Source organism: Streptomyces sp. NPDC003032, from assembly GCF_053591415.1.
In genome coordinates this window covers 204,206-217,014 of sequence record NZ_JBSFTT010000008.1, presented here as the reverse complement: position 1 = coordinate 217,014, position 12,809 = coordinate 204,206, and the positions used below count along the sequence as shown (strand labels likewise).

The 12,809-nt window shown below is 71.3% G+C and carries 13 protein-coding genes; 7 read left to right on the top strand and 6 right to left on the bottom strand.

Annotated features, from left to right (window positions below):
• The first annotated feature begins 9 nt into the window (after window positions 1-9).
• Complete coding sequence (locus tag ACWDZ7_RS14265) at window positions 10-552, top strand: methylated-DNA--[protein]-cysteine S-methyltransferase (protein ID WP_451796968.1); 543 nt, start codon at window positions 10-12, stop codon at window positions 550-552.
• Between the two features lie 56 nt (window positions 553-608).
• On the opposite strand, the gene ACWDZ7_RS14260 is transcribed toward ACWDZ7_RS14265, so the two are convergent.
• Window positions 609-1,109, bottom strand: coding sequence for an NUDIX domain-containing protein (locus ACWDZ7_RS14260; protein ID WP_451796967.1), 501 nt, complete (start codon window positions 1,107-1,109; stop codon window positions 609-611).
• 227 nt (window positions 1,110-1,336) lie between these two features.
• Between ACWDZ7_RS14260 and ACWDZ7_RS14255 the strand changes: the two genes are divergently transcribed.
• Window positions 1,337-2,458, top strand: coding sequence for a glycerate kinase family protein (locus ACWDZ7_RS14255; protein WP_451797099.1), 1,122 nt, complete (start codon window positions 1,337-1,339; stop codon window positions 2,456-2,458).
• Window positions 2,459-2,706: 248 nt separating this feature from the next.
• Here the strand turns inward: ACWDZ7_RS14255 and ACWDZ7_RS14250 are convergent, their stop codons facing one another.
• A complete protein-coding gene (locus tag ACWDZ7_RS14250) occupies window positions 2,707-3,918 on the bottom strand; it encodes a PucR family transcriptional regulator (protein ID WP_451796966.1) in 1,212 nt (403 codons plus the stop codon).
• 544 nt (window positions 3,919-4,462) lie between these two features.
• Between ACWDZ7_RS14250 and ACWDZ7_RS14245 the strand changes: the two genes are divergently transcribed.
• Genes ACWDZ7_RS14245 through ACWDZ7_RS14225 form a run of 5 tightly spaced genes read left to right on the top strand, consistent with a single transcriptional unit; the run spans window position 4,463 to window position 9,344 of the window.
• Entirely contained in the window at window positions 4,463-5,254 is a 792-nt protein-coding gene (locus ACWDZ7_RS14245) for an ABC transporter ATP-binding protein (protein ID WP_451797097.1), read from the top strand.
• Entirely contained in the window at window positions 5,251-6,066 is an 816-nt protein-coding gene (locus ACWDZ7_RS14240; RefSeq protein WP_451796965.1) for an ABC transporter ATP-binding protein, read from the top strand. The genes ACWDZ7_RS14245 and ACWDZ7_RS14240 overlap by 4 nt, the downstream gene beginning before the upstream one ends.
• Window positions 6,063-6,953, top strand: a complete 891-nt coding sequence (locus ACWDZ7_RS14235) for a branched-chain amino acid ABC transporter permease (protein ID WP_451796964.1) — start codon at window positions 6,063-6,065, stop codon at window positions 6,951-6,953. Before ACWDZ7_RS14240 ends, ACWDZ7_RS14235 begins: the two co-directional genes overlap by 4 nt.
• A complete protein-coding gene (locus ACWDZ7_RS14230; RefSeq protein ID WP_451796963.1) occupies window positions 6,946-8,058 on the top strand; it encodes a branched-chain amino acid ABC transporter permease in 1,113 nt (370 codons plus the stop codon). The genes ACWDZ7_RS14235 and ACWDZ7_RS14230 overlap by 8 nt, the downstream gene beginning before the upstream one ends.
• A gap of 20 nt (window positions 8,059-8,078) precedes the next feature.
• Complete coding sequence (locus ACWDZ7_RS14225; protein ID WP_451796962.1) at window positions 8,079-9,344, top strand: ABC transporter substrate-binding protein; 1,266 nt, start codon at window positions 8,079-8,081, stop codon at window positions 9,342-9,344.
• Window positions 9,345-9,404: 60 nt separating this feature from the next.
• On the opposite strand, the gene pssA is transcribed toward ACWDZ7_RS14225, so the two are convergent.
• The 4 genes from pssA to ACWDZ7_RS14205 all read right to left on the bottom strand — a co-directional run bounded on the left by pssA (window position 9,405) and on the right by ACWDZ7_RS14205 (window position 12,803).
• A complete protein-coding gene (gene pssA, locus ACWDZ7_RS14220) occupies window positions 9,405-10,268 on the bottom strand; it encodes a CDP-diacylglycerol--serine O-phosphatidyltransferase (protein ID WP_451796961.1) in 864 nt (287 codons plus the stop codon).
• Window positions 10,255-10,911, bottom strand: a complete 657-nt coding sequence (locus ACWDZ7_RS14215) for a phosphatidylserine decarboxylase (RefSeq protein ID WP_451514114.1) — start codon at window positions 10,909-10,911, stop codon at window positions 10,255-10,257. The genes pssA and ACWDZ7_RS14215 overlap by 14 nt, the downstream gene beginning before the upstream one ends.
• A 171-nt stretch (window positions 10,912-11,082) precedes the next feature.
• A complete protein-coding gene (locus ACWDZ7_RS14210; RefSeq protein ID WP_451796960.1) occupies window positions 11,083-12,288 on the bottom strand; it encodes an acyl-CoA dehydrogenase family protein in 1,206 nt (401 codons plus the stop codon).
• Window positions 12,289-12,290: 2 nt separating this feature from the next.
• Window positions 12,291-12,803 carry a MaoC family dehydratase gene (locus ACWDZ7_RS14205; RefSeq protein WP_451796959.1) on the bottom strand — a complete coding sequence of 171 codons (513 nt, stop codon included), beginning with the start codon at window positions 12,801-12,803 and terminating at the stop codon, window positions 12,291-12,293.
• Window positions 12,804-12,809: the final 6 nt, after the last annotated feature.

Here is a 12,809-nt window from a genome sequence, read left to right as displayed (position 1 = left end):
CGGAAACCCGTGCAAAATGAACGCGCACACGAAGACGCACAGCAAGGCGTACACGAACGCCTGCACACCCTTATCGACAGCCCCTACGGGCCGCTCACGCTCGTCGCCACGGACGGCGTCCTCAGCGGTCTCTATATGACCGAGCAGCGCCACCGGCCGGCGGAGGAGACCTTCGGCCACCGTGACCCGGCGCCCTTCGGCGAGGCGATCAGCCAGCTGGAGGCTTATTTCGCGGGGGAGTTGAAAGACTTCGACCTGCCGCTGCGGCTCGACGGCACGCCGTTCCAGCGCACCGTCTGGGACGAGCTCCAGCGGATCCCCTACGGAGAGACCCGTACGTATGGCGAACTCGCCGAGATCCTCGGCAAGCCCGGCGCGTCCCGCGCGGTCGGCCTCGCCAACGGCAAGAACCCGATCGGCGTCATCGTCCCCTGCCACCGCGTCGTCGGCGCCAACGGCAGCCTGACGGGCTACGGCGGCGGCCTCGCCCGCAAGCAGCGGCTGCTGGCCTTCGAGGGCGGGACCGCGGGGAGCGAGGACGCGCTCTTCTGAGGGGTCGGCGGGCCTCGGCCGAAGGGGGAGCGGGCTTCGCTTCGACGGGCGTCGGGTCAGTTGACCCGGTGCCCGTTCTCCAGTTCCGCCGCGCCGTCGCCCCGCGCCAGTACGTCCAGCGCGGCCGCGACCCGGCGGCCGAGTCCGCCCGGCAGCAGCTCCGCGAGTTCCTCGCCGGGCACCAGGCGCCAGGAGAGCAGCTCCGCTTCCTGGAGCTTGATCGACTCCAGCTGCTCCGCGTCCAGGACCCCGCCGTCGTACAAGTAGGCCACCAGGGGAGGCCGCTCCCGCCGGGGCCCGGACGGGACCCAGTCCACCGCGAGCAGCCGCCCGAGCACGACGTCGAGGCCGATCTCCTCGGCCGTCTCCCTGCGCGCACCCTGGCGAGGCGTCTCCCCGTCGTCCGACTCGACGGTCCCGCCGGGCAGCGCCCAGCCGTCGCGGTAGTTGGGCTCGACGAGCAGGACCCGGCCCCGCGCGTCCCGGAAGAGCGCGGCGGCCCCGACGAGGACGCGCGGGAGGCCCGCTATGTACGTGGCGTAGTCCTGAGTGGTCATCGGGGAAGGGTAACGCCGAGCCGTTCTGCCCGGGAATGTCGTCTCGCTCCGCAGTCGGCCATGGGCACGGGCCCCCTCCTGCGGTTATGGTCGCAGCGGCGCGACTGCCTTGACGCGAGCAAGGCCGAAAGCAAGGGGAATGCAAGGTGGCGGACGCTGCAAGGACGACGGGACGCGAGCAGCAGGCGCGGCGCGAGCAGCAGGCTCGGCACGCGCAGGCGCAGCACGTGCTCATCGCCGCGGACAAGTTCAAGGGATCGCTCACGGCCGTGCAGGTCGCGGAGCGGGTGGCGGCCGGGCTCCACCGCGTCGCCCCCGGCGTGTCTGTCGAGGCGCTCCCGGTCGCCGACGGCGGTGACGGCACGGTAGCCGCGGCCGTCGCCGGCGGCTTCGAACGCCGGGACGTACGCGTCACGGGACCGCTCGGTGAGCAGGTGACGGCGGCGTACGCCCTCAAAGACGGCACCGCCGTGGTCGAGATGGCCGAGGCCTCGGGCCTCCAGCTGCTCCCCGAGGGTGTCTTCGCGCCGCTCACCTCCACGACGTACGGCTCCGGAGAGCTGATCCGCGCCGCGCTCGACGCGGGCGCCCGCACCATCGTCTTCGGCGTCGGCGGCAGCGCCACGACCGACGGCGGCGCGGGCATGCTGGCCGCGCTCGGCGCGCGCTTCCTGGACGCGGACGGCGAGCCCGTCGCGCCGGGCGGCGGGCCGCTCAAGGACCTGGCAACCGCCGATCTGTCCGGTCTCGACCCGCGTCTGAAGGACGTCGACACCGTGCTCGCCAGCGATGTCGACAACCCGCTGACCGGGCCGAAGGGCGCGCCCGCGGTGTACGGGCCGCAGAAGGGGGCCACCCCTGAGGACGTCGCCGCGCTGGACGCGGCGCTCGCCCACTTCGCCACGGTCCTGGAGAAGTCCATCGGCCCCAAGGCCGCCGAGTACGCGCAGTCGCCGGGCGCGGGTGCCGCGGGCGGCATCGGGTACGGCGCGCTGGTCGGGCTCGGGGCGGGCTTCCGGCCCGGCATCGAGGTCATGCTGGACGTGCTGGGCTTCGCGCCCGCGCTGGAGCGGGCGACCCTTGTGATCACCGGTGAGGGGTCTCTGGACGAGCAGACCCTGCATGGCAAGGCACCCGCCGGGGTGGCCTCGGCGGCGCGTGCCGCGGGCGTGGAGGTCGTCGCGGTCTGCGGGCGGCTCGCGCTGGCCCCGGAGGTGCTGGGCAAGGCGGGGATCCGCCGTGCGTACGCCCTCACGGACGTGGAGCCGGATGTGGCGCGGTGCATCGCGGAGGCGGGGCCCCTTCTGGAGACGCTGGCGGAGCGTCTTGGGCGGGATTACTTGGCCTGAGGCCGCTTGGCCCGTCGGCCCGGGATTACTTGGCCTGAGGCCGCTTGGCCCGTCGGCCCGGGTCTGGCCCCGCCCGGGCCGGGGCGCCCCGCCGTTTCCGTGCCGTTCTCTCGCCTGCGGCGGGCTTCCGCGCGTCGCGTCTGCCCGGCCTTGCTCTCCTCGCGGGTGCGGGTTCTCCTGGGTTGCTCGCGCGGTTCCCCGCGCCCCTTACGGGGCGCGCAGTGCCCCGCGCCCCCGGCCGGGTGCTCCTACCCCGGGGACAGCCGATGCGCCTCCACCGCCAACGCCACCTCCACCAAGTCCCTCGGCCGCGCCAGCGACCGTGAGGTCAGCTGTTCCAGGCGGCGCAGGCGGTTGAAGACCGTGTTGCGGTGGCAGTAGAGGAGCCCGGCCGCCCGGCCGGCGGAGCCCTCGCAGGTCAGCCACGCGTCCAGGGTTTCGAGGAGGACCGCGCGGTCCGCCGGTTCGAGCGCGAGGACCTCACCGAGCACGTCCGCGACGAGGCGCCCCGCCAGCTCCGGCTGGCTGACCACGAGGGCGGTCGGCATCCGCTGGTCGAGGCGTACGATGCCGGTCGCGTCCGGCGGGCAGGTGCGCAGCGCCAGCTCCGCGAGCCGGCGCGCGTGGCCGAGGTCCGCGAGGCCGGGCACCACGGGGCTGATGCCGCCGGGCCCCGGGCACCGCCCGTCCAGCAGCCGGGCGAGGCCGTCCAGCCCCTCGTCCGCGCCGAGCGCGACCACGCCGACCTCGCAGTCCGTCCGCATCCGCCAGATGAAACGGAACCCGGGACGCTGGATCTGCCGATGGAACGCCTCGCGCCCGTCACGCCGTTCCACGCGCAGCACCACCACCGCGTACGGCCCCTGCTCGGGCAGGTCGAGCCCGGCCGCCGCGCGCGCCGCGAGGCCCGGCGCGGTCTGCCCCTCCAGGAGCGCGTCCAGCAGCGCCTGCAGCTGCTCGTCGGTGCGCCGCCGCAGCTCCAGCTCCGTCGCGCGGTACGCGTCGGACGCCACCGCCGCCTGCGCGTCGACCGCCGACCACACCATCGTCGCCGAGCGCATCAGGACCGCCAGCTGCTCGGGGTCCTTGCCCGCCACGCCCTCCAGGAGCGAGTCCCAGACCAGATAGCCCGCGTTGCGGTACGAGTGCACCAACAGGTCGAGCGGCAGGCCCTGCTGGGCGCGGCGGCGGCCCGCCTCCTCCGCGTGCTCCAGATCGCGGCGCGGCGAGGCCCGCGGCGCCGAGATCGCCTCGATGCCGATCCGCATGGCCTCCTCGGACTCGCGCCAGTGCACGTCGTACGGCAGGACGCGCCCGAACACGGGCGAGTGCTCGGAGAGCTGCCGCAGGTGTTCGTCGACCAGTTCGGGCAGCCGGGGCAGCAGGGCCGTGCACGCCTCCTTGAGGAGCCTCCAGTCGTGCCCGGTCCGAGGCCTGCGGCCGTTCGTGAACCCGGTCATGGATCCCCCATCGCCGCGCTCCAGGACGTCGTTGCTGCGGAGGATGCCATGGGGGCGCGGCCCCGCGCAGGCCCCTGACACGCGGTGTTGTGCGCGTGCACAACGGCGGCGCGCCGCCGCTGGTCTCCCGCAGCGTTTCCCCCGCTGACCGTGGACGGGCCGGTCCCGCGGTGCTGGGGTGAGCGCCACGCGACGGCGGCACGAGCCGCGCGGGACTGGGGGTCGGTACGTGGGTGGTTCCAATACGCAGAGCCCGGACGCGGACAACACGGGCGCGGGCAAGCCCGAGGCTCGCGGTGCGGGTGCCTCCGAGGCTTGCGGCGCGGGTGACCGCAAGGCTCGGGGCGCGGGTGAGTCCGAGGCTCGTGGCGCAGGTGACCCCGAGGCTCGCGGTGCGGGTGACCCCGAGGCTCGCGGTGCGGGTGACCGCAAGGCTCGGGGCGCGGGTGAGTCCGAGGCTCACGGTGCCGGTGACCCCGAGACCCGTGGCGCCGGTGGCGCCGGTGGCGCCGGTGGTCCCAAGACCCGCGGGGCGGGGCTCGTCGTGCGGGAGGTGTCCGTCGGCTACGGCCCCGTCCGCGCTCTGCGTCGCGTCTCGCTCGACGTGCCGGACGGCGCCGTCGTCGCCGTGCTCGGCGGCAACGGCGCCGGCAAGTCGACGCTCCTGCGGGCCGTCTCGCGCACCCTCTCGTTCCAGGGCGGGGCGCTCACCTCGGGCGACATCCACTTCGACGGCACACGCGTAGACGGCCTCGCGCCGGACCGCGTGGTGGCCGCCGGGATCTCCCAAGTACCGGAAGGAAGACGCGTGTTCGCCCGGATGACCGTCGCCGACAATCTGCGTGCGGGGGCGCTCGGCTCGACCGGGTCGCGCGCCGCCAAGGCGGACGCCCTGCGCCGCGTCCACGAGCTGTTCCCGGTCCTCGCCGAGCGCGGCGCCCAGCGCGCCGGGCTGCTCTCCGGCGGTGAACAGCAGATGCTCGCCGTGGGCAGGGCCCTGATGGCCTCGCCGCGCCTGCTCCTCCTCGACGAACCGTCCCTCGGCCTCGCGCCGCTGATGGCCGCCCGCATCACCGACACCATCCGGGAGATCAACGCCCAGGGCACCTCGGTGCTCCTCGTCGAGCAGAACGCCGCCCTCGCGCTGCGGCTCGCCTCACGGGCGTACGTCCTCGACGTCGGCGAGGTCGCCCTGGCGGGCCCGGCCGACGAGCTCGCCGCCTCCGACGAGGTGCGCCGCCGCTACCTCGGCGTGGTCGACGAGGACGCCGCCGCCGACGCGACCCGGGGCCTCGGCGCGCTGCCGACACTGCCCCGGTGGGAGGACCGACGGTGACCGGAGAGCCCGTACCGCCCCTCGAAATCCACGAGTTGACCGTCCGCTTCGCCGGGCTCACCGCGCTGGACGCCGTCAGTTTCACCGTCCGCCCCGGCACCGTGCACGCCGTCATCGGGCCCAACGGCGCGGGCAAGTCCACCTGCTTCAACGTCCTGTCCGGCGTCTACCGCGCCACCGGCGGCAGCGTCCGCTTCGGAGAGCACGAACTCACCGGCATGCGCTCGCACCAGATCGCCGGACTCGGCGTCGCCCGGATCTTCCAGAACCTCGCCCTGCCGCCGCGCGCCACCGTCGCCGACAGCCTGCTGCTCGGCCGCCACCGCCTGACCCGCACCGGTTTCGTGGCCGCCGGGCTCCGGCTCCCCGCGGCGGCCCGCGAGGAGCGCCGCCACCGCGAACGCGTCCGCGAGATCGCCGCGTTCGTCGGGATCGAACGCCAACTCGACGTTCCCGCGGGCGCCTTGCCCTACGGACAGCAGAAACTCGCCGAGCTGGCCCGCGCCCTGTGCATGGAGCCGCGCCTGCTGCTCCTCGACGAGCCGGTCGCCGGCATGACCGCCGACGAGCGCCGCCGCACGGCCGCCGTCATCGCGGGCGTCCGCGACAGCCTCGGCATCTCGATCGTCCTGGTGGAACACGACATGGGGGTGGTGATGCGGCTCGCGGACGCGGTGACCGTACTCGACTTCGGGCGCCGCATCGCCGACGGCGCCCCCGCCGACGTACAGAACGACCCGGCGGTCATCCGCGCCTACCTGGGCGAGGGCAACGACGGCGACCGACCCGGTGAGGAGGGCACCCGCTCATGACCACCTTCACCGAACTCCTCCTCAACGGCGTCTCGATGGGCTCCGTGTACGCGCTCATCGCACTCGGCTTCGTCGTCATCTTCCGCGCCACCGAGGTGGTGAACTTCGCCCATGCCTCGTTGCTCCTCGCGGGCGGCTACATCACCGCGTCCCTCCACGACGACCTCGGTTTCTGGCCGGCGCTCCTCGTCGGCATCGCGGGCGCCGCGGTGGTCGGGGCGGCCGTCGAGTTCCTGGTCATGCGCCGCTACCGGGGCACCGACCACAGCGTGCTCGCCATCGTCACCATCGGCGTCGACATCCTGCTCACCACCGAGCTGACCCGGCGCCTAGGCACCGACGTCCTGCCACTCGGCGACCCCTGGGGCGACGACGTGCTGAGCGTCGGCCCGGTCTCCCTCGCGCACACCCGCATCGCCGCGTTCGTCGCGGCGGCCCTGCTCATCACCGTCTTCCTGCTCGCCTTCCGCTACACCTCCTGGGGCGTGGCCATGCGCGCCGCCGCCGAGAGCCCGGAGACCGCCGCGCTGATGGGCGTACGCCTGGGCAGGGTGTCGCTCGGCGCGTGGGCGGTGGCGGGCGCGCTGGCCGCCGTGGCCGCGCTCTTCCTCACCGTCTTCCCGACGCCGGGGCTCGAACGCGCCACGTCGCTTGCCGCCCTGAAGGCGTTCCCCGCCGCGATCCTCGGCGGCCTCGACTCCACCACGGGCGCCCTCGTCGGCGGCCTCGTGGTCGGCGTGACCGAGTCGCTCGCCACCGGCTACCAGAGCGAACTGACCTTCCTCGGGCGCGGCCTCGGCGACCTCGCGCCCTACCTCGTGATGACCGCGATCCTGCTCATCCGCCCCGCCGGGCTCTTCGGCACGAAGGAGCTCGCCCGTGTCTGACACCCTCACCACCCCCGCCACACGCCTCCGCCGCCGCACACCGATCAGCAGCCGTCGTACGTACGTCTGGGCGGCCGGAGCCGTCCTGCTGCTCGCCCTGCCCTTCTACCTGGACCGCTTCTGGCTCCAGGCGGGCCTCTTCGCGATGGCCGCCGCGATCGGCGCGATCGGCATCAACCTCCTCACCGGCGCGACCGGCCAGCTCTCCATGGGGCATGCCTTCTTCCTCGCCATCGGCGCGTACGGCTACTGCGTCCTCGCCGGTGACGGCGGCGACGGCCTGACGGGGCTCGGCCTGCCGACCTGGCTCGCCGCCGTGCTCGCGGTGGCCGTCGCCGGGCTCGCGGGCGGCCTCTTCAGCCCCATCGCGGGCCGCCTGCGCGGCGCCTACCTGGGCATCGCCACCCTGGCACTGATCTTCATCGGGCAGCATGTGCTGTTCAACGCCCACGACCTGACCGGCGGCTCCAACGGACGCGACGTACCGCCCCTGAACCTCTTCGGCCTCACCTTCGACGAGCGCGAGGTCGTCGTCGCCGCCGTGCCGTTCGGCTCCGCGGAGAAGCTCTGGTACGCCGGTCTGGTGCTGCTCCTGCTCGGCGGGCTGTTCGCCCGGGGCGTGCTGCGCGGGCGGCCGGGGCGCGCCATGAACGCCATCCGCGACCACCGGGTCGCCGCCGGTGTCATCGGCGTGCCGGTGGCCCGTTACCGCGCCGGCGTCTTCGTCCTGTCGTCGATGTACGCGGGCCTCGCCGGGGTGCTGCTCGCCCTGATCTTCCAGCGGACCGTGCCCGACTACTTCGGCATGACGCTCTCCCTGGAGTACCTCGCCATGATCGTCATCGGCGGCCTCGGCTCGGTCTCCGGGGCGGTCGCGGGCGCGGCCCTGGTCTCCCTGCTGCCGCAGCTGCTGACCCGGTACAGCGACGCGCTGCCCCTCGTCTCGGCGCCCGGCACCGGCGGGATCTCACCGGGGGAGGCGTCCCGGTATCTGTACGGCGCCGCCGTCGTGGCGGTGGTGCTCTTCCTGCCCGGCGGCCTGGTGAGGCTCGCCGCCCGCCGCCGAGGACCCGCCCCGGACACTCCAGCCACTCCAGGCACATAAGGCACCTCAGGGGAGACAGCATGAATTCACTGACCAGGGCCACGGCGGCCGCCACCGCGCTCGCCGCCCTCCTCGCGCTCACCGCGTGCAGCTCCAAGGCGAACGACGGCGACGGCGACGGCGAGAAGAGCGCGGGAGGGGTGAAGACCGGCGACGGCATCTCGGGCAAGACCATCAATCTCGGCGTGCTCACCGACATGACCGGCGTCTACGCCACCCTCGGCAAGAGCGTCACACAGGCCCAGCAGCTCTACGTGGACCAGACCAATGAGGACGGCGGCATCTGCGGCCACAAGCTGAAGCTGACCGTCCGCGACCACGGCTACGACCCGCAGAAGGCGGTCGCCGCCTACACCGAGCTGGAGCCGGAAGTCCTCGGCTTCGCCCAGTTCATCGGCTCCCCGTTCGTGGCCGCCGTCAAGAAGCGCGTCGACAGCGACAAGGCCCTGGTCCTGCCGCAGGCCTGGTCGGCGAACCTCCTGGGCAGCCCGTACGTACGGGTCATCGGATCGACGTACGACCTGGAGACGATCAACGCGATCGACTTCCTGATGAAGGAGAAGGGCCTCGAGAAGGGCGACAAGCTCGGCCACGTCTACTTCGAGGGCGACTACGGCGAGAGCGCCCTGAAGGGCTCCCAGCACATGGCGGACAAGGCGGGCCTGACCGTCGTCGAGCAGAAGATCAAGCCGACGGACAACGACATGACCGCCCAGGTCTCCGCCCTGAAGAAGGCCGGGGTCAAGGCCATCGTGATCAGCGCGGGCCCGCGCCAGGCGGCGTCCCTGGTCGGCGTCGCGGCGGCCGGCCGCTTCGACGTCCCGGTCATCGGCAACAACTCGGCGTTCGCCCCCCAGCTCCTCGCAACGCAGTCCGGCCCCGCCCTGGAGAAGAACTACTACGTCGCCTCGCCCACGCTGCCCGTCGGCGCGGACACGGCGGCGGCGAAGAAGCTCGTCGCCGACTACAAGAAGGCCCACCCGAAGGACTCCCTCGACAACGGAGTGGTGGCGGGCTGGACGGCGGCCTCCGTCTTCGGCGAGGCCCTGAAGAAGGCGTGCGAGGACAAGGACCTCACACGCGAGGGTGTCGACAAGGCCCTGCTGACCCTCGACGCCTTCGACTCGGGCTTCGGCGTCCCGCAGAACTTCACCGACCCCAAGGCACCCTCGTCGAAACAGAGCGTGATCCTCCAGCCGGACAAGGAGGCGACGGGCGGGATGAAGGTCGTACGCGAGCCGCAAGCGGCGGAGGCGGCGCGGCTTTTCAGCCCGTCCGGCGATTGACGGCACGCAAAGGGGCCCGAACCAGATGGTTCGGGCCCCAGGGCTACGTACAAGAAGAAACTACGGCAACTGCGCCGCACGGGCCTCGCGCCGGTTGTCGCGGAAGTTGTTCACCCTCCGAGCGGTGGCGAAGAGGGGGATCACCGCGCCGAGGACGAGCTGGAGCGCGCAGCCGGTCTGCAGGAGCAGCTGACCGCCCGGCGCGTCGAACGCCCAGGCCGCGAGCAACCCCATGGCGGCGACGATCCAGGCGAGCATGGCCACCGCGAGGGGGCCCCGCGGCTTGGGGTACTCGACGCGGCTGACCATGAGCCAGGCCGTGCCGATGATCGCGAGGAGCGTCGCCACGAAGGGCAGCTCCAGGAGCACGATCGAGACGACCGTGAGCGCACCGAAGGGCGATGGCATGCCCTGGAAGGTGCCGTCCTTCACGGTCACGCAACTGAACCGCGCAAGCCGCAGCACCACCGCCAACAGGACCACGATCGCGCCCACCGCCGCCACCCGCTGGTGCGCGTCGTCCGCGACCATGCCGTAGACCAGCACGAAGTACGCGGGAGCCAGACCGAAGCTGATCAGGTCGGAGAGGTTGTCCAGCTCCGCGCCCATCGGCGAGGACCGCAGCTTGCGCGCCACGAGCCCGTCGAAGAGGTCGAAGACGGCCGCGCAGAGCATCAGGATCACGGCGGTCGCGGCGGAGTGTCGCGCCATGCCGCTCTCGGTGCTGCCCTGCACGTAGGGGATCAGGATGCCCGTGGTGGTGAAGTACACCGCCATGAACCCGCACGTGGCGTTACCGAGCGTGAGGGTGTCCGCTATCGAGAGGCGCAGTGACAGCGGCATCTCGTCGGCGTCGCAGGGCGCGTCGTCCTGCACCGCCTCCGGCACCCAGCCGGCCTGTGTCTCGGGATCAACCACGGTCAATGCGAGTCACCCCAGCCACGGTCTTCTGACCGACCTCGACGTCCACCTCGACACCCTCGGGGAGGTAGATGTCGACACGCGAGCCGAAGCGGATCAGGCCGATCCGCTCGCCCTGCTCCACCTTCGTGCCCTGCGGCACGTACGGCACGATGCGCCGTGCGACCGCGCCCGCGATCTGGATCATCTCGATGTCGCCGAGCTCGGTGTCGAAGTGCCAGACAACGCGTTCGTTGTTCTCGCTCTCCTTGTTGAACGCCGGGACGAACCCGCCGGGGATGTGTTCCACGGACGTCACCGTGCCCGCGAGGGGCGCGCGGTTGACGTGGACATTCAGCGGGCTCATGAAGATGGCGACGCGGGTACGCCCGTCCTTCCACGGCATGATGCTCTGCACCACGCCGTCGGCGGGGGAGATGACCCGGCCCTGAGCGATCTCGCGCTCGGGGTCGCGGAAGAACCACAGCATTCCCGCCGCCAGAGCGGTGGCGGGGACGGCGACGGCCGCGGCGCCCTTGGAGCGGCGCGCGCGGACGAGGCTGAGTGCCGCGGTGGCGACGGTCGGCAGGAGCCACGGCGATGCTCCGCGAGCAAGGCGTCCCTGAAGAATGCCGTCGCGTGGTGCAGAGGTTTGGCTGTGGGGCATGGATGACCTTCGTAGCGGATGATGCCGCGCGGTGATACGGGGGACGGCGGCTTTCTCCGGATGCTATCGGTTGCGAGGCACAACTGGGCAAGCCAGGAAGCCGAGTCGACGGCCGAAGAGTGTTGACAGGGTGTGATCTTCTTCGCGAAGAAAACACCCCAAACCGGGCATCTAGCCCTGGAATCGATACTCTTCGAGCAGTCGACGACCAATGATCATTTTCTGGATCTCGGCGGTACCTTCACCGATGAGCAGCATCGGGGCCTCCCTGTAGAGGCGCTCGATCTCATACTCCTTCGAGAAGCCGTAACCGCCGTGAATCCTGAACGCGTCCTCGACGACTTCCTTGCAGTACTCGGATGCGAGGTACTTCGCCATCCCAGCCTCGAGGTCGTTTCGCTCCCCGGAGTCCTTTTTGCGTGCTGCGTTGACCATCATCGCATGGGCGGCCTCGACCTTGGTAGCCATCTCGGCCAGTTTGAACTGGATCGCCTGGTGTTGGGCGATCGGCTTGCCGAAAGTGTGGCGTTGCTGGGCATATGAGACGCCGAGCTCAAATGCACGCTGCGCGACACCACAACCACGCGCCGCGACATTCACGCGGCCCACTTCGACACCGTCCATCATTTGGTAAAACCCTCGGCCGGTGACCCCGCCGAGCACGCGATTGGCCGGAATTCGCAGGTCGTCCATGATGAGCTCGGTCGTGTCGACGCCCTTGTAGCCCATCTTGTCGATCTTGCCCGGGATGGTCAGGCCGGGGCGGACCTCGCCGAAGCCGGGCTCCTTCTCCACGAGGAACGTCGTCATCGACTTGTGCGGGGCGGTGCCCTCAGGGTGTCCTTCGTCACTGCGGCACAGAACGGCCACCAGCGTGGACGTTCCGCCGTTGGTCAGCCACATCTTCTGACCGTTCAGGACGTACTCGTCGCCGTCCTTGACGCCCTTGGACGTGATCGCCGACACATCCGAGCCGAGGCCCGGCTCCGACATGGAGAACGCGCCGCGCACCTCGCCGGCCGCCATCCGCGGCAGGAAGGTCTCCCTCTGCTCCCGCGTGCCGTGCTGCTTGAGCATGTAGGCGACGATGAAGTGGGTGTTGATGATGCCGGAGACCGACATCCAGCCACGCGCTATCTCCTCGACGCACAGCGCGTATGTGAGCAACGACTCGCCCAGACCGCCGTACTCCTCCGGGATCATCAGCCCGAAGAGCCCCAACTCCTTGAGGCCGTCCACGATTTTCTGCGGGTACTCGTCCCGGTGCTCCAGCTCCGTCGCGACCGGAATGATCTCTTTGTCGACGAAGTCCCGGACGGTGGACAGGATCTCCTGCTGGACGTCGGTGAGACCGGCGGTCTGCGCGAGTCGGCTCATGGCTACTTCTCCTGGCTCTTCAGCTCCGGGCGGCCGGGCTGCTCTCCGCCGCGCTCCTTGATGTACGTCTCCGTGGGCACCATCACCTTGCGGCGGAACACACAGACCAGGGTGCCGTCCTGCTTGTAGCCCTTGGTCTCCACGTAAACGATGCCACGGTCGCTCTTGGACCTCGACGGCGTCTTGTCGAGGACGGTCGTCTCGCCGTAGATGGTGTCGCCGTGGAAGGTCGGCGCCACGTGCTTGAGCGACTCGACCTCCAGGTTGGCGATGGCCTTGCCGGAGACGTCCGGGACGGACATGCCGAGGAGCAGCGAGTAGATGTAGTTGCCCACGACGACGTTCTTCTTGAAGTCCGTCGTCCGCTCCGCGTAGTTGCTGTCCATGTGGAGGGGGTGGTGGTTCATGGTGAGCAGGCAGAAGAGGTGGTCGTCGTACTCGGTGACCGTCTTTCCGGGCCAGTGCTTGTACACGGCGCCGACTTCGAACTCTTCGTAGGTGCGGCCGAACTGCATGGTGTC